This is a genomic window from Bradyrhizobium sp. PUT101 (assembly GCF_052043945.1).
GTDB lineage: Bacteria > Pseudomonadota > Alphaproteobacteria > Rhizobiales > Xanthobacteraceae > Bradyrhizobium.
Window position 1 is genome coordinate 3,235,156 of sequence record NZ_CP197207.1, and the last position, 16,083, is coordinate 3,251,238.

Below are 16,083 nucleotides of genomic sequence, written 5' to 3' on the forward strand. Positions count from 1 at the left end.
AGTTCTCCTATCGTCCCGTATCGCCCTTGCCGGCGAGCACGCGGTCGAGCCCGTAGAAGCGGTCGAGCAGAATGAGGGCGGTCATGGTGATCGCGATCACGCAGGCCGAGACCGACGTCACCAGCGGATCGATGTTGTCCTGGATATAAAGGAACATGCGCACCGGCAACGTCTCGGTTCCGGGTGCCGCGAGGAAGACGGTCATGGTGAGATCGTCGAAGGACTGAATGAAGGCGAGCGCCCACCCGCTGATGACGCCGGGCAGGATCAGCGGCAAGGTCACACGGCGGAACAACGTCCAGCCGCCGGCGCCGAGCGAGACCGCCGCCATCTCGACCGTGCGGTCCATGCCGGTCGCCGCCGCCAGCGTCAGCCGCAGCGCGAACGGAAACACGATGATGACATGCGCGATGATCAGCGCCGCAAAACTGCCGCCGAGGCCAACCGACGTGAAGAAACGCAGGAAGGCGATGCCGAGCACGACATGCGGGATCATCAGCGGCGAGAGGAACAGCGCCGCCAGCGCATCGCGGCCGCGGAAGCGGTAGCGCGCGATCGCGAGCGCCGCCGGCACCGCGAACAGCAGCGCGACGAAGGACGAGAGCGCGCCGAGTCCGAGGCTGACCCAGAAGGCGTGGATGAACTCAGGATAGTTCGCGATGGTCCTGAACCAGCGCAACGAAAAGCCGTTGGTCGGGAGCGAGAGGAAGCCTTCTGGCGTGAAGGCGACGAGGCAGACCACCAGGATCGGCGCCACCATGACGATCACGAAGATGGCATGGAAGATCAGCGCCAGCGGGCCGTTCCGTCTCATCGGAACACCTCCGCGTAGCGGCGCTCGATCAACGTGTTGCTGCCGATGACGATCAGCACCAGCGCGACCAGCAGCAGCGTCGCGACGGCAGCGCCGAGCGGCCAGTTCAGCGTGTTGAGGAACTCGTCATAGGCGAGCGTCGCCGCGACCTTGAGCCGCCGGCCGCCGATGATCGCCGGCGTCGCGAAGGCGCTGGCCGAGAGCGAGAACACGATGATCGCGCCCGAGAGCACGCCCGGCATGATCTGCGGCATGATGATGCGGCGAATGATGGTGACGGGGTCGGCGCCGAGCGACATCGCGGCGTTCTCGATCTGCGGATCGAGCCGCTGCAGTGCGGCCCATACCGACAGCACCATGAACGGCATCATCACATGCGCGAGCGCGACGACCATGCCTGTTTCGGTGAACATGAAGGGAATGGGCGAACGGATCGCGCCAACCGACATCAGGAGCTTGTTGACGAGGCCGTTATTGCCGCCGAACAGCAACGCCCAGCCGAGCGTGCGCGCCACCACCGAGATCAGCAGCGGCCCGAGAATGACCAGCAGGAAAAAGCTCTTCCAGCGGCCGCTCATACGGTTGAGGATGTAGGCTTCGGGCGCGCCCAGCAGAGCCGTGAGCAGCGTGGTCAGGATCGCAATGCGAAACGTCCGCCAGAACATTTCGGCGTAATAGGGATCGGTCGCGATCTCGTGCCAGTTCTTGAGGATGAAGACCGGCTCGATGCCCTTGTACTGGCCCCAATCGTGGAACGACAGCATCACGGTCATCGCCAGCGGAATCAGCAGCACGCCGACGAACAGCATCAAGGCGGGCGCCGTCAGTGCCCATGGCGCACGCGCGCTGCGTTCCTGCGCGACCGCGCTCATGCGCCAGCCCCCGCGCGCACGCTCATGTCCTCCGAACGCCAGGACAGGCGAACGGCGTCGCCCTCGCCAGGCTGGGCCTTGCCGTCATTCTGGCGAATCACGATCGCCGGGCCGCATTCGCTCTCGCACTGGAACAGCCAATGATTACCCTGGAAGATGCGCGTGATGATCTTGGCACTGAGCCCCACATCGCCAAAACCGATGCGCTCGGGGCGGATGCTGACGGTGACGACACCGTTGAAGCCAGCCGGCGCCGGCGCGCTCCAGGAGCCCGCCACCAGCCGCGCCGGCGTCGCGGTCCGGTCGATGGTTGCGGCAAAGTCATTGGTCTTGCCGAGAAACTGCGAGACGAAAGCCGAGGCCGGCTTTTCATAGGTCTCCTGCGGCGTGCCGATCTGCTCGATCTTGCCCTGACTCATCACCACGATGCGGTCGGACAGCGACATCGCCTCGTTCTGGTCGTGCGTGACCAGGATCGTGGTGGTGCCGATGGTGCGCTGGATCTGGCGCAGCTCGATCTGCATCTCCTCGCGCAGTTTTGCGTCAAGGTTCGACAGCGGCTCGTCGAGCAGCAGCACGCTCGGCTTGATCACCAGCGCGCGCGCCAGCGCCACGCGCTGTTGCTGGCCGCCGGACATGCGCCGCGGATGGCGGTCCTCGTAGCCGGCGAGCCCTACCATCGCCAGCGCGGCCCGAACGCGCTCGGCCCGCTCGCTTCGCGACACGTTGCGCATCTCGAGGCCAAAGGCGACGTTCTCCGCCGCCGTCATATGCGGAAACAGCGCATAGCTCTGGAACACGATGCCGAGGCCACGCTTGGCCGGATGAACCGCGGTCAGGTCCTTGCCCTCCAGGCGGATCGCGCCGCGCGTGGGATCGAGAAAGCCCGCGATCATCTGCAATGTCGTGGTCTTGCCGCAGCCGGACGGGCCGAGGAAGGAGATGAACTCCCCCTTCCCGACCGACAGACTGAAGTCTTCGACCACAGTCTGCGCGCCGAACTGCTTTGCGACCCGATCGAGCTCGAGATAGGCCATGACGCTGTCTCCGCCGCGACCGATCAGCGCTCGACCTCGCGATTCCAGCGCTTGGTCCACTCCTCACGCTTCTCGTTGATGACGGTCCAGTCGGGATTGTAGAGCTTGGCCGCGCGCTCGCCGATCGGCGCCATCTTGCCGAGCTCCGGCGGGATCACCAGCGATTTCAGCACCGGGCCGTAGCCGTAGTCCTTCAGCATCACGAGCTGGATCTTGGGATCGAGCAGCATCTTGACGAAGCTCGCAGCGAGTGGCGAGGCATTCGGCTTGGCGATCGGACACGCCGTCGTCAGCAGCGTCGCCGCGCCTTCCTTCGGATAGACGAAGTCGACGGGGAAGCCGGTATTGGCGAAGCTCTGCACACGGCCCGTGCCCCAAACCGCGATCACGGCCTGGCCGGACTGGAACAGCTCGGTCATCTTGCCCGGCGACGGCTCATAGGCCAGCACGTTCGGATTGATCTGCTCCTTGAAGATCTTGAAGCCGGACTCGACGTTGGTCTCGCCGCCGCCGTTCATCTTCGACAGCATCACCAGCGCCTCCAAGCCGTAGGTGTTGTTGATCGGCGGGATGACGAGCTGCTTGGCGTATTTCGTGTCCTTCAGATCGTTCCACGAGGTCGGCGGCGCCCAGCCCTTCTCCTTGAACACCTTGGTGTTGTACATCAGGCCGGTCGCGACGATGCCGATCGCGACCGCGCGATCGTCCTTGAAGCGGGCGGTGTCGTAGAGATCGGCCGGCAGCCCGTCGAGCTTGCCGCAGAAGCCGAGCTGGATCGCCTGGTACATCGGTCCGTCATCGACGATGGCGACGTCGATCTGCTGATTGCCCTTCTGCGCCTGAAGCTTGGCCAGCGTGTCGGTGGAGTTGCCGGCGACGTACTCGACCTTGACGCCGTTCTCCTTCTCGAAGGCCGGGATCACCTCGTCGCGGATCGTCTTTTCGAACGAGCCGCCGTAGCCGGCAACATAGAGGGTCTTTTGCTGGGCCGAGGCGACCGACGGGGCGGCAACGAGCGCCGCGATGCTGACCGCTGTCAGAAGGCGAAGAGTCTTCATATGGACCGATCTCCAATACCGGAATGAGGTGACGTGCCGACAAGTCTCCGGCCGAAGCGCCTGCCGCATTTCCTTCCGCGCAAATCCTGTCCGATCAGGGCTCCGGCCCCTGCTCGGCGGGTATTGGCGCGATCTGGAGGTTTGAACCCCTCCAATCTGCCGAAAAAGCGGGCTGTCTCCAGCTCTGATGAAAAAGATCGCAACCTATACTTCCATCGTCCAATGAATAATGGCACCATCTGCATGCCGAAATGTTATGATTGGATTGTGGGGTATGGCGCGGATCAATTCGCGGCAGGTGGAGGCCTTCCGGGCCACGATGCTGACCGGCAGCGTCACCGAGGCGGCAAAATTGATGGTGGTGACACAACCTGCGGTCAGCCGGCTGCTGCGCGACTTCCAGGCTCTGCTCAAGATGGAGCTGTTCGAGCGCCGCGGCACCGGCCTGGTGCCGACCGCGGCGGCGATGGCTCTCTATACCGAGGTCGAGCGCTCCTTCGTCGGTCTCGAGCGCATCACCGCGGCCGCCGAAGAAATCCGCGGCCGGCGCACCGGCTCGCTGCGGATCGCCGCCCTGCCGGCGCTGGCGAACGGCTATCTGCCGCGGCTCGCGGGGCATTTCTTGATGGAACGGCCCAACCTCAACCTTGCTTTCTTCGGCGTGATCTCGCCGATCGTCGTCGACTGGGTGTTGAACAACCAATGCGACATCGGCTTTGCCGAGGTGCCGATCGCACATTCCGGCCTGCCGAGCCTGCGGCTGCCGGCATTGGCGCGCGTGGCGGTGCTGCCGACCGGTCATCGCCTCGCAGAAAAGGAAGCACTGGAGCCGCGCGATTTCGAGGGCGAGACCTTCATCTCGCTGTCGGCGGGATCGTCGAGCCGGCACCTCGTCGACCAGGTCTTTCACCGCCACGACGTCAGCCGCGTGCTCAGGGTCGAGACCACGCTGTCGGAGATCATGTGCGGCATGGTGTCGTCAGGACTTGGCGTCGCGATCTGCGATCCCTTCACCGCGCAGGAGTTTGCAACGCGCGGCGTCGTCGTGCGCCGCTTCCTGCCTCGGATCGATTTCGAGTTCTCCGCCGTTTTCCCGGCGCAGCGCAGCCCCTCGCCGGTCGCGCTCGATCTGGTCGAGACCATGCGCAGAGCGCTGGTTGAACTCGAAAATCAAAGCGAAACGCCGTCAGCTTAGACGGACGCAAGCCGCGGGTTCGCTGCAACCTCTCCCGCTTGCGGGGGAGGTCGGCGCGTCCGGGCGATGCGAAGCATCGTCCCGCGCGCCGGGTGGGGGCTCTCTCCGCATCGGGAGTATCTCGTTGTGGAGAGAGCCCTCTCCCCTGCCCTCTCCCGCAAGCGGAAGAGGGAGCCGACCTCTTTCGTGGCAACAATCAAGCGTCCGACGCTACGCTCAACCGTTGAACGCGGCCTGCGCCTCCGGCAGATGCCAGATCTTTTCGATGGCCGCCGTACCTGCCGCCGTGATCGCCGCCTCATCGGCGCCGAGATAGCGGCCGGCATCGATCAGCACGCGGCCATCGACCATGACCTGATCGATATTGGCGCGGTTGGCGAGCGCGACCAGAGCGCGGCGGGGGTCGAACAGCGGCTGAAGATGCGGATGAGTGAGATCGACAACGGTGAGATCGGCGGTGGCGCCCGGCTCGATGCGGCCGAGGTCCGGCCGCTTGATGACGGCGGCGGCGACAGCCGTGTTCGCTTCGATCAGCTCTGGCGAGTTCGCGACGTCGGGACGCGCCAAGGTGATCTTGGAGATCAGCGAGGCGGCATTGAGTTCACCGAGCAGGTCCATGTTGTAGCCATCGGTGCCGACCACGGTGCGCACGCCGTGCTCGGCAAAACGGCTGAACGCCGCGGTGACGCCGGCGCGCGCGAAGACGCGCGGGCAGTTCAGCACGGTCATGTCACGCGCGGCCATCAGCCTGAGGTCGTCGTCGCTACTGAACATGCAATGTGCCGCCAGGAGGTCGGGCGCCAGCAGGCCGAGCCAGTCCAGATATTGCGCCGGCGTGCGGCCGCCATAGCGCTTGCCGATGGTCTCGACCTCGGCGCGGCTCTGCGCCATGTGCGTCGTGATGGGCACGCCGAGCTCGCGCGCCCGCACCGCGCAGGCCTTCAAGAGATCGGGGCCGCAGGTGTCGGTGGCATGCGGGCTCATCGCAAGGCTGATGCGACCATCGCCACGATTGTTCCAGCGCTGATAGAGAGCATCCCAGGTCGCCATGTCGGCGGCGCCGTCATCACCCGAATAGTGCACCACGCCATCCGAGCCTGCTTTGGCGTCGGACGTGGAGAACAGATAGGGCGCGCCGTAGAAACGGATGCCCATCTCCTCCGCCGCGTCGAACATTTCCGGAATCGAATTGCGGAACGGCTCCATCACCGTGGTGGCGCCGCCCTTGAGGAGCTGGAGGATGCCCAGCCGCGCGACTGCGAGCCGCTCTTCCGCCGACAGGATGTCGGCGCCGCGCTTGGTCAGCGGCAGCAGCACCGTGTAGACGATGCTCTGGTTGTTCTTGCGGCCGTTGCCGTCCTCGGTATGGCTGCGCGCCACCGCTTCAGAGAAGCAGTGATTGTGCAGGTTCAGGAGGCCCGGCAGCACGAACCGGCCGGGACGATCGTAGACCTGGTCAGCGCTTGGCCTGTCGCGCGTGACGGCCGCAATCCTCTTGCCCTCGACCAGGACCCAATGGTCGCGCAGCACATCCTGCGCGCCGTCCTTCCGTGACAGCACATAGCTGCCGAAAATTGCTGTGGTGCTCATGCGGGGCGTACGTTCCAGAAGACCGCGGTGCCGTCGAGAATGCCGGTGATGGCCTTGCGATAGGCCGTCGGCTGCTTGTACAGGCCGATCGGAATATAGGGGATTTCCTCGAACGCGACCGCCTGGATCTCGCGGCAGATGCGCTGCTGCTCGGCGAGCTCGGAGGCCGCCAGCCACTGGCTGCGCAAGGGCCCCATCTTCTCGCTCGCATACCAGCCGGCGACCTTGCCTTCGCCGCGGATGTTGGTGTTGCCGGCCGGGTTGAGCCAGTCGATGCCCTGCCAGTTGCCGACCGCCGCGCTCCAGCCGCCCTGCCCAATCGGATCTTTCTTGAGCTGGCGCTGCAGCACCACCGCAAAATCGAGCCCGGCATATTCGACGTTCATGCCGGCCTTGCGCAAGCTGTCGACGGCGATCTCGCCGAGCGGCTTCTGTGCCAGCGAATTGGTGGGGACGAGCACCACGATCTTCTCGCCATTGTAGCCAGCGGCCTTGAGATCGGCCTTGACCTTGGCGTAGTCGCGCGGACCGCGGAACACGTCGAGGCCGACCTCGCTCGCCATCGGCGTATCAGGCGCGAAGTAGCCGATCGGCGAGACCTGGAAGGCGGGATCGGTGCCGGCCACCGCGGTCATGAACGCGGACTGGTCGATCGCACCCAGCAGCGCGCGGCGGATGGCGGGATTGTCGAACGGCGGCTGAAGGTGATTGAGGCGCAGCATGCAGGCGTAGCCACGGCGATCGAGGATACGCATCTCGATGTCACCGGCAGCCTTGATCACCGGCAACAGATCATGCGGCGTGGTCTCCTGCCAATCCTGCTCGCCGGTCTGGAGCGCGGCAACGCCGGTGCCGGCATCGGGCGTGGTGGTCCAGACCACGCGGTCGTAGTGCACGATCTTCGGACCAGCGGTCCAATCCGGCCTGCCGTCGCTGCGGGGCTGATAGCGCTCGAATTTGGCATAGGCGTTGCGGGCGCCCTGCACGCGCTCGTCGGCGAGGTAGCGGAACGGGCCACTGCCGATCACTTCGGTCAGCGGCTTGAACGGATCCTGGCTGGCCAGCCGCTCGGGCATCATGAAGCAGGCATTGATCGCAGCCTTGCCGAGCGCCTGCGGCAGCAGCGGGAACGGCCGCTTGAGACGGAAGCGGATGGTGCGGTCGTCGGCAGCCAGCAGTTCGGCCGTCGCCTCCAACAATTCGCCGCCAAAGCCGTCGCGCGCCGCCCAGCGGCGGATGCTGGCGACGCAGTCGCGCGCGAGCACGCGCTCGCCGTCGTGCCAGACCAGGCCGTCGCGCAATGTGAGATCCCATTGCAGCCCGTCAGCGGAGACGACATGGCCCGACAGCATCTGCGGCGAGACCTGGAGCGACGAGCTCATGCCATAGAGCGTGTCGTAAACCATAAAGCCGTGGTTTCGCGACACCTGCGCGGTCGAGTAGATGGGATCGACGAAGGCGAGGTCGATAACGGGAATGAAGCGCAGCGTTGTCTGGGACTCTGCGCGAACGAGGCCCGGCAATGAAAGCGCTGGCACGGCGGCGGCTGCCTTGAGCAGCGAACGGCGGGAGATAGGCACTAGTTGAGAGCTCCTGATTTGACCATAGCGGAGGTGTGCTCCCTCTCCCGCTTGCGGGAGAGGGTTGGGGAGAGGGTGTCTCCGCAAGCGAGGCCCCCCAAGAGGAAGGAGCCCTCACCCGGCGCTACGCGCCGACCTCTGCCGCACGCGGGAGAGGTGCAGCGAGTACGTGGCCCGAGCAATGCGAAAAAGTCGAACTGCATCGTTTCTCCTCACGTGTTCAACAAGACCGCGCCGATCGCAGCGGCCACCGCCTGCTGGGCCGGCTCGACCACAGGCACGCCAATCGCATCCGCAATCGCCGCGCGATGCGAGGCCATGCCGGCGCAGCCCATCACCACCACATCGGCGCGGCATTGCGTGACCAGGGCGCGGCCGGCTTCGATCAGGCGACCACGGATATCCGCACCCGCCGTCTCGGCCGCGCTCGCGCCGACCGACCAGCTGCCGGCATAGCGGCTGTCGACGCCCATGACCCGCACCATGCGCTGCTGACGGCGGATGCTCGACGGCGACAGGGCGATCACGCCAAAACGTTCGCCCAGCATCAGCGCGCGAAAGATGCCGCATTCGGCGATACCCAGCACCGGGCGCCCGCCGGCCGCCTCGCGCACCGCATGCAAGCCGGGATCGCTGAAGCAGGCGAGCACGAAGGCATTGGCATCGTCGCGCGTGACGCGGTTGACCAGCGGCATGACGACGCTGTCTGCATCGCGCTGCGAGCTGATGCCCAGCGGCCCCTCGGCAAGGCCAACCACCTCGATCTCAGGTCCGCCGGCTATACGCAGCGGCGCGACCGCGTCGTCGATCGCCGCCGTCACCGACGCGGAGGAGTTCGGATTGATGACGAGGATGCGGGTCAACGGTTGCCGGCCTCGTGGCGCAGGAAGTTTTCGGCGATCTTCTCGCCGGTGGTGATCCAGACGTCCGGGCACGACTTTGCGTAGGTCAGGAACTCACGCAGCAGCCGCAGCCGCATCGGACGGCCGCTGCATTGCGGATGCAGCACTGTCGTCACCATCGCACCCCAATCGCGGACTTCGTCGAGTTCGTCCTTCCACATCGAGAGCACGTGCTCCTTGGGGAAGATCGAGCGTGGGCTGAAGCGGGCGGACAGGCCGTGCATCCAGTCGTCATAGCTCGCCGTCACCGGCAGCTCGATCGTGCCGGGCTTGCCGTCGGCGAGACGATGGCGATAGGGCCTGACGTCGTCGCGGAACGAGGACGTGTAGACGATGCCGTGGCGCACCAATGCGACGCGCAGCTCCTCGGTGAACTCGCCGTAGGGTGCCCGATAGCCGGTCGGCCTGACGCCGAGCCGGCGCTTCAGCGCCTCGAAGCCGCGCTCCAGCTCCTCCTCGATCCAGGGATCGCCGGGGTCCGGCAGAAGATGATGATAACCGTGATGGCCGATCTCGTGACCGGCCTTCAAAATCGATTCGGCCATCGCCGGATGCGCGTCGACCGACCAGCCCGTGACGAAGAAAGTCGCCTTGAGATCGAGCTGGTAGAGCAGCTCCAGCAGCTTCGGCGTGCCGACGCGCGCCTCGTAGCCACCGTAGCTCATGGTGATGAGCCGCTGCGCATGCATCGCGTCCTTGCTGGTCCAGGCGCTCTCCGCATCGACATCGAACGACAGGAACATCGCGGACGTGTACGGCTTGGGCCAGGAATATTCCGGCGCGGGATCCGCAGCGTTGGCCGGAACGAGCGGGATGCTCTGGAGTGCCTTACTGTCCAGCATTGATGGTCGCCTTTTCGAGTGCGTTGTCGGTCAGTTTCCATTTGGCGAGCAGGGTCTTGTAGGTCCCATCAGCGATCAGCGCATCGACCGCCTCCAGCATCGCCTGCTGCAGTGCCTTCTCCTTGACCGGCAGGGCAATGCCGGTGAATTGCTGCGCGATGGGCTCGCCCACCGTCGCGTAGGTGCCGGGCTCGAGGTCCATGATGTAGGGCAGCGTCTCGTTGCCCTGGGCGGCGGCATCGATGCGGCCCTGCCTGAGCTGGGTGCGCGCATCGGCCGAACCGTCCGTGCCGACGAACTGGATCGGATTGCTGCCGCAATTCTTCTCGCTCCAGGCCGCGATCTGCGCCGGAAACATGGTGCGGCGGCTGGCGCCGACCTTCTTGCCGCAGAGCGCCACCGCATCCTTGAATTCGGCCTTGCGCGACGCCTGCACGAAGAACTGCGGACCGCTTCGCAAGTAATCGACGAAGGACGCGACCTCGTGCCGGCTGGCATAGTCCGTGAAGCCGGACAGGATGGCGTCCACCCGCCCGGTCGAGATCGACGGCATGAATTCGGCAAAGCTCGTCTCCTGCCATTCGATCTTGACGCCGAGCCTGCGGCCGATGGCCTCGCCGAGATCGATGTCGAAGCCGGACAGGGCGTTGGTTGCAGGATCGCGGAACTCCATCGGCGGATAGTTCGGCACCAGCGCGACCTTGAGGCTGCCGCGCTTGGCGATCTCCGCCGGCAATTCAGCCGCCATCACCGACGCGCTCATGGCGCCCAGAAACGCCGCCGCAACCAAAAGTCTCCTCATCGCCACGCCCCCATTTTCAGATCACAGCCGAAAGAAATGCCCTGGTGCGCTCCTCGCGCGGCGCGCCCAGAACGTCCGAGGCGCGCCCCTGCTCGACGATCGCGCCCTGGTCCATGTAGACGACGCGATCGGCGACCTCGCGCGCGAAGCCGAGCTCGTGCGTCACCACCATCATGGTCATGCCGCTCTTCGCCAGTTCCTTCATCACCGCGAGCACCTCACCGACGAGCTCGGGATCGAGCGCGCTGGTCGGCTCGTCGAACAGCATCAGCATCGGCTTCATGGCGAGCGCCCGCGCGATCGCGACGCGCTGCTGCTGACCGCCTGAGAGCTGCGCGGGGTACCAGTCCGCCTTCGCCGATAGCCCGACACGGCGGAGCAGATCGAGCGCCTCCGCGCGCACCTCGCCGGCCTTGCGCCCCTGGACCTGGGTCGGGCCTTCGGTGATGTTCTCCAGCGCAGTCTTGTGCGGAAACAGGTTGAAGCGCTGGAACACCATCCCGGTCTTCAGCCGCTGCCGGCCGATCTCGCGCTCGGTGAGCCGCCGCAGCCGCCCGCCCTGCTCGCGCACTCCTAAGAGCTCGCCATCGAGCCAGATGCCGCCCGCATCGGTCGTGGCGAGCTGGTTGATGCAGCGGAGCAGCGTCGTCTTGCCGGAGCCGGAGGCGCCGATCAGGCACATCACCTCGCCGGGCCAGACGTCGAGCGAGACGTTCTTGAGAGCCTGGAACTCCCCGAAATTCTTGCTGACGGAGCGGATCGCGACGAGGGGTCTTGTCATCGCGCCAGCCGCAATGTGCCACGTGCAAAGCGACGTTCGAGCAGCATCTGAAGCGGGGTCAGGATCGAGACGACGAGCAGATACCAGAGCCCCGCGACGATCAGGAGCTCGATGACGCGGGAGTTGGCGTAGTAGATGTTCTCGGCGTTGTGCAGCAGTTCCGGATACTGGATCACGCTCGCGAGCGAGGTCGCCTTCACCATTCCGATGAACTCGTTGCCGAGCGGCGGGATCACCACGCGCATCGCCTGCGGCAGCACGATACGGCGCAGCGCGCGCAGCCGCCCCATGCCGATCGCCTGCGCCGCTTCATACTGCCCGATGTCGACCGACAACATGCCTGCGCGCATCACCTCGGAGGTATAGGCGCCCTGGTTGATGCCGAGCCCAAGCAAGGCGGCGAGAAATGGCGTCATGACGTCGACGGCGCGTGCGGACCACAGGCCTGGGATGCCGATGGTCGGAAACACCAGCGCGAGATTGAACCACAGCAGCAGTTGCAGGATCAGCGGGGTGCCGCGAAACAGCCAGGTGTAGCCGGCGGCCACCGACTTCAGCACCGGATTGGGCGACAGCCGCATGATCGCGACGACGATGCCGAGCACGATGCCGAGCGCCATCGCCAGCACCGCCATCACCATGGTGTTGACGATGCCTTCGAGGATGACCTTTGCGGTCAGGAAGCGGCCGACATAGGACCATTCGATCTGGCCGCCGGCGAACGCGCGCGCAATCGCCGCCAGCACGAGGACGATCAGGGCCGCGCTGAACCAGCGAAACCAGTGCGGCTCGCGCGCGATCTGCATTCCCGACAGATCAGGAAATCCGTCCGCGAGTGCCGGCGCCGGCTTCATTGCGGTGCCGCGTTCAGCATGGGCTGGGCGACCGCGTTGGCACCTAAGCCCCATTTGTCGAGAATGGCCTTGTAGGCGCCGTCGGTGATCATCGCCGCGAGCTTCTCCGTCACGACCTCGCGCAGGGCCGCATCGTCCTTGCGGAACATGATGCCCTGGTAGCCCTTGGCGAAAGGCTCGCCGACCACGCGGTATTTCCCGGGCTCCTGCGTTTGCGCGTAAGGCAGCGTCTCGCTGCCCTGCACGGCGGCGTCGATGCGGCCCTGCTTCAGCTGGTTGCGGACATCGATCGAATTCTCGCCCGGAACATACTGGATCGCCGGCTTGCCGGCCGGCTCGCAATTCTGCCTGCTCCACTTCTCGATCTCGACCGGGAAGCTGGTGCTGCGGGTGGTGCCGACCTTCTTGCCGCAGAGATCGGTCGCGGCCTTGGCCGCGTTGTCGGCCATCACGAAGAACTGCGGGCCGGTTGCGAGGTAATCGACGAAATCGGCGGTCTCGCGCCGCGAGGCGCGATCGGAGATGCCGGAAATGATGAAATCGGCGCGCCTGGTCTGGAGCGAGGGGATCAGCTCGGCGAACGGCGTCTCGCTCCAGACGATCTTCAGCCCGCCGAGCCGCTTGGCAAGCTCGTTGGCCAGATCGATGTCGAGCCCGACCAGCTCGTTGGTCGCGGGATCGCGATATTCCATCGGCGCGTAGGTTGAGTTGACCGTGAGCTTCAGCGTGCCGGCCTGCCTGATCTCCGCCGGAAGCTCCGCCGCCTGCGCCGATGTCACGGCAGCCAACGCTGCGAAGGCAAGCAAATGCGAGAGGCGTGTCATGTCAGCTCCTTTGCCGCCGCGATCGGCCGTTTGAAATCAATCCGCATCGAGAACGGCCGGCTCGATGACGCCGGCGCGCTCGGTGATCACCCTGTATTGCTCGGGCCGCCGGTGGGCGGCGAAATTGAACATCTTGTCCTTGCCCTGGCGGCAGAGATCGAGATCGATGTCGGCGACGATCACCTCGTCCGCGAGCGTCTCGGCCTGCGCGACGATGCGGCCGTTGGGATCGACGATGCAGGAGCCGCCGATCAGCCCGGAGCCGTCCTCCTCTCCCGCCTTCGCCACCGAGATCGCCCAAGTCGCGTTCATGTAGGCGTTGGCCTGCGTCACCAGCGTCGAGTGGAAGGTGCGCAAGGCTCCGTCTTCCGTCGTGCCGCCATTGGGATCATAGGCCGCCGAATTGTAGCCGATGCAGACGAGCTCGACGCCTTGCAGGCCGAGCACGCGCCAGGATTCCGGCCAGCGGCGATCGTTGCAGATCATCATGCCCATGATGGCGTGGGCCCAGGACGAGCCGGCACGGAAGGCGGGAAAGCCGAGGTCGCCATATTCGAAATAGCGCTTCTCGAGCTGCTGGTAGCGCGCGCCCGGACGCGGCTCGACGGAGCCCGGAAGGTGCACCTTGCGGTAGCGGCCGAGAATCTCCCCTTCGCGATCGACCAGGACAGAGCAATTGTAGCGCCGGCCCTCCGGCGTCAGCTCGGCATAGCCGACATAGAAGCCGACACGCAGCGCACGCGCCCGATCGAACAGCTTTGCCACCGCCGGGTTCGGCATGCCGCGCTCGAAATATTGGTCGAGGGCCTCGCCTTCGAGCAGCCAGCGCGGAAAGAAGGTGGTGAAGGCAAGCTCGGGAAACACCACAAGGCTCGCGCCGCGGCCGGCCGCCTCCTCCAGCATATCGAGCATTCGCGACAGCGTATGCTCGCGCGTATCGGCTTTTTGCGTCGGCCCCATCTGAGCGGCGGCGGCGCGAAGGACACGAACCAAGATTGCCTCCAATCTATGCGCAGTGCTGCCTCAATGGGCGAATGAACCCTTTGATACGACGCGCAGATCAGCCGCCATTACGGGTGAGCGGGGCTACAAAATCAATTCGCTCTGCTATGATGTTTTGGCCCTGAGTATAATCGGCAGTGATATGAACCTGCGTCAGCTCGAGATTCTGCGTGCCGTCATCCGCCACCGCACCACGGTTGCGGCGGCGGACGAACTGGCGCTGTCGCAGCCCGCGGTGAGCAACGCGCTGAAGACGATGGAGGCGCAGGCGGGCTTCGCGCTGTTCGAGCGCGTCAACAACCGGCTGTTTCCGACCGCCGAGGCAATGGCGCTCTACAAGGAGAGCGAAGCGATCTTCGCATTGCACGCAAAGCTCGAGAACCGCGTGCGCGATCTGCGCGAGAACCGCTCCGGGCATCTCGCCATCGTGGCGACCCCGCCGCTCGCCTACAGCATCATCCCTTCCGCGCTGTCAGGCTTCCTGCGCCGTCGCGCGGAGACGCGCGTGTTCTTCGACGTGCGCCGCTACGAGGGCATCATCGAAGGCGTGCTCAGCCGCGTCGCCGAGCTCGGCTTCGCGCTCGGGCTGACGCATCATCCCGGCATTGCGCATGAGGTGGTGCACACCGGCGAGATGGTGTGTGTGCTGCCGCCGCGGCATCCGCTCGCCGACAGGCCGGTGATATCCGCTTCCGATCTTTCCGGCCTGCCCTTCATCGGGCTCGAGCGCGGCACGCGGCTTGGCGAAGCCGTGCGCGACAGCTTTGCCCGTGCCGGTGCGCCGTTCCGGCCGACTGTCGAGGTGCGCTACTGCAACACGGCCTGCGTGCTCGCGGCCGCCGGCGTCGGCGCTGCGGTGGTCGATCCGTTCTCGCCGCGGCAGAACGGCGGCAGCGGCCTCGTCGTCCGTCCGTTCACGCCGACGACGCAGGCGGTCGCCTATATGCTGTGGTCGGAAGCCGAGCCGCTGTCGCGGCTGGCAAAGGCCTTTCTCAACGAGGTCCGCAAGGAGAGCGCTCTGCTCGAGCGCACAGCGCCACACCAGCAACATGGAGCAGAAAGCAACTGAGCTTGCGATCACACGCGCAACCTTCTATCCGAGGTGCCATGGCACGCATCACGATCATCGAGACCGGGCTCGTTCCTCAAGAGCATCGCGAACGCCACGGCTCGTTTCCGGACATGTTCGCGCGCATGATCCGTGCCGAGGACCCCACAGCCACGGTCGACGTCGTCAGCATCCCGAATGGCGATACCCTTCCCGATCCGCGCCAGGTGGAGGCCATCCTGATCACCGGCGCGGCCGCCGGCGTCTATGACGAACTGGACTGGATGGCGCCGCTGGAAGATTTCGTGCGCAAGGCTTACGCCAACAAGACGCCGATGGTCGGCGTCTGCTTCGGCCATCAGCTGATCGCGCAGGCCCTCGGCGGCACCGTGCGCAAGTCGGACAAGGGCTGGGGCATCGGCCGGCACGTCTATCAGGTGCTGCCGGAGAACGGGGTGGTCGACGGCGAAACAATCGCTGTTCCCTGCTCGCATCAGGACCAGGTGATCGCGGCCCCGAGCGATGCGCTGACGATCCTCTCGTCCGACTTCACCCCGCATGCCGGCCTGCTCTACGCCAACGGCACGACGCTGACCGTGCAGCCACATCCGGAATTCGACGTGGAGTTTGCGCAGGTGTGTTGCGATCTGCGCGACGGCAAGGCGCCGGAGGATGCCGTCGCCACAGCAAGAGCGTCGCTGGCCGAGCCGCTGGACAGCGCGAAGCTCGGCGGCGCGATCACGCGGTTCCTGGCGCGCAAATCCATCCCCTCATCCTGAGGAGCCCGCCAAAGGCCGGCGTCTCTAAGGATCGAGGCCTCGCTGCAGCAGCGGGGCCTGCATGGTTCGAGACGCCGCTGGGCGGCTCCTCACCATGAGGGCG

16 protein-coding genes are annotated in these 16,083 nt (G+C 65.6%); 3 read left to right on the top strand and 13 right to left on the bottom strand.

From position 1 onward, the window contains the following. Positions 1 to 7: 7 nt before the first annotated feature. Genes ACSHT2_RS15925 through ACSHT2_RS15940 form a run of 4 tightly spaced genes read right to left on the bottom strand, consistent with a single transcriptional unit; the run spans position 8 to position 3,781 of the window. Positions 8 to 814: an ABC transporter permease gene (locus tag ACSHT2_RS15925; protein WP_440642389.1), complete on the bottom strand. Its 807-nt coding sequence runs from the start codon at positions 812 to 814 to the stop codon at positions 8 to 10. Next, the gene (locus ACSHT2_RS15930) at positions 811 to 1,686 is read right to left on the bottom strand and encodes an ABC transporter permease (protein WP_440642390.1); all 876 of its coding nucleotides are present in this window, start codon (positions 1,684 to 1,686) and stop codon (positions 811 to 813) included. Before ACSHT2_RS15930 ends, ACSHT2_RS15925 begins: the two co-directional genes overlap by 4 nt. Then, positions 1,683 to 2,723 (bottom strand): ABC transporter ATP-binding protein, encoded by a 1,041-nt coding sequence (locus tag ACSHT2_RS15935; protein ID WP_440642391.1) that lies wholly within the window; start codon positions 2,721 to 2,723, stop codon positions 1,683 to 1,685. The genes ACSHT2_RS15930 and ACSHT2_RS15935 overlap by 4 nt, the downstream gene beginning before the upstream one ends. Before the next feature lie 23 nt (positions 2,724 to 2,746). Beyond that, positions 2,747 to 3,781: an ABC transporter substrate-binding protein gene (locus ACSHT2_RS15940; protein ID WP_440642392.1), complete on the bottom strand. Its 1,035-nt coding sequence runs from the start codon at positions 3,779 to 3,781 to the stop codon at positions 2,747 to 2,749. Between the two features lie 274 nt (positions 3,782 to 4,055). Here ACSHT2_RS15940 and ACSHT2_RS15945 point away from each other — a divergent pair, with 274 nt between their 5' ends. Then, positions 4,056 to 4,976 (top strand): LysR substrate-binding domain-containing protein, encoded by a 921-nt coding sequence (locus ACSHT2_RS15945; protein WP_440642393.1) that lies wholly within the window; start codon positions 4,056 to 4,058, stop codon positions 4,974 to 4,976. A gap of 216 nt (positions 4,977 to 5,192) precedes the next feature. Here ACSHT2_RS15945 and ACSHT2_RS15950 read toward each other — a convergent pair whose 3' ends face one another. The 9 genes from ACSHT2_RS15950 to ACSHT2_RS15990 all read right to left on the bottom strand — a co-directional run bounded on the left by ACSHT2_RS15950 (position 5,193) and on the right by ACSHT2_RS15990 (position 14,144). Next, entirely contained in the window at positions 5,193 to 6,566 is a 1,374-nt protein-coding gene (locus ACSHT2_RS15950; RefSeq protein WP_440642394.1) for an amidohydrolase family protein, read from the bottom strand. After that, complete coding sequence (locus ACSHT2_RS15955) at positions 6,563 to 8,146, bottom strand: ABC transporter substrate-binding protein (protein WP_440642395.1); 1,584 nt, start codon at positions 8,144 to 8,146, stop codon at positions 6,563 to 6,565. The genes ACSHT2_RS15950 and ACSHT2_RS15955 overlap by 4 nt, the downstream gene beginning before the upstream one ends. 212 nt (positions 8,147 to 8,358) lie before the next feature. Continuing rightward, complete coding sequence (locus tag ACSHT2_RS15960) at positions 8,359 to 9,009, bottom strand: aspartate/glutamate racemase family protein (protein ID WP_440642396.1); 651 nt, start codon at positions 9,007 to 9,009, stop codon at positions 8,359 to 8,361. Beyond that, positions 9,006 to 9,890: a polysaccharide deacetylase family protein gene (locus ACSHT2_RS15965; RefSeq protein ID WP_440642397.1), complete on the bottom strand. Its 885-nt coding sequence runs from the start codon at positions 9,888 to 9,890 to the stop codon at positions 9,006 to 9,008. The genes ACSHT2_RS15960 and ACSHT2_RS15965 overlap by 4 nt, the downstream gene beginning before the upstream one ends. Continuing rightward, the gene (locus ACSHT2_RS15970; RefSeq protein WP_440642398.1) at positions 9,877 to 10,692 is read right to left on the bottom strand and encodes an ABC transporter substrate-binding protein; all 816 of its coding nucleotides are present in this window, start codon (positions 10,690 to 10,692) and stop codon (positions 9,877 to 9,879) included. Before ACSHT2_RS15970 ends, ACSHT2_RS15965 begins: the two co-directional genes overlap by 14 nt. Positions 10,693 to 10,708: 16 nt before the next feature. Further along, positions 10,709 to 11,473: an amino acid ABC transporter ATP-binding protein gene (locus ACSHT2_RS15975; RefSeq protein ID WP_440642399.1), complete on the bottom strand. Its 765-nt coding sequence runs from the start codon at positions 11,471 to 11,473 to the stop codon at positions 10,709 to 10,711. Next, the gene (locus tag ACSHT2_RS15980) at positions 11,470 to 12,327 is read right to left on the bottom strand and encodes an amino acid ABC transporter permease (protein ID WP_440642400.1); all 858 of its coding nucleotides are present in this window, start codon (positions 12,325 to 12,327) and stop codon (positions 11,470 to 11,472) included. Before ACSHT2_RS15980 ends, ACSHT2_RS15975 begins: the two co-directional genes overlap by 4 nt. After that, the gene (locus ACSHT2_RS15985; protein ID WP_440642401.1) at positions 12,324 to 13,151 is read right to left on the bottom strand and encodes an ABC transporter substrate-binding protein; all 828 of its coding nucleotides are present in this window, start codon (positions 13,149 to 13,151) and stop codon (positions 12,324 to 12,326) included. The genes ACSHT2_RS15980 and ACSHT2_RS15985 overlap by 4 nt, the downstream gene beginning before the upstream one ends. A gap of 36 nt (positions 13,152 to 13,187) precedes the next feature. Continuing rightward, positions 13,188 to 14,144, bottom strand: a complete 957-nt coding sequence (locus ACSHT2_RS15990) for an N-carbamoyl-D-amino-acid hydrolase (protein WP_440642402.1) — start codon at positions 14,142 to 14,144, stop codon at positions 13,188 to 13,190. 151 nt (positions 14,145 to 14,295) lie between these two features. On the opposite strand from ACSHT2_RS15990, the gene ACSHT2_RS15995 reads away from it, so the two are divergent. Both ACSHT2_RS15995 and ACSHT2_RS16000 read left to right on the top strand, forming a co-directional pair. Then, positions 14,296 to 15,222 carry a LysR family transcriptional regulator gene (locus ACSHT2_RS15995; protein WP_440642403.1) on the top strand — a complete coding sequence of 309 codons (927 nt, stop codon included), beginning with the start codon at positions 14,296 to 14,298 and terminating at the stop codon, positions 15,220 to 15,222. Positions 15,223 to 15,260: 38 nt separating this feature from the next. Next, positions 15,261 to 15,980, top strand: a complete 720-nt coding sequence (locus ACSHT2_RS16000; protein WP_440642404.1) for a type 1 glutamine amidotransferase — start codon at positions 15,261 to 15,263, stop codon at positions 15,978 to 15,980. The last annotated feature ends 103 nt before the right edge of the window (positions 15,981 to 16,083 follow it).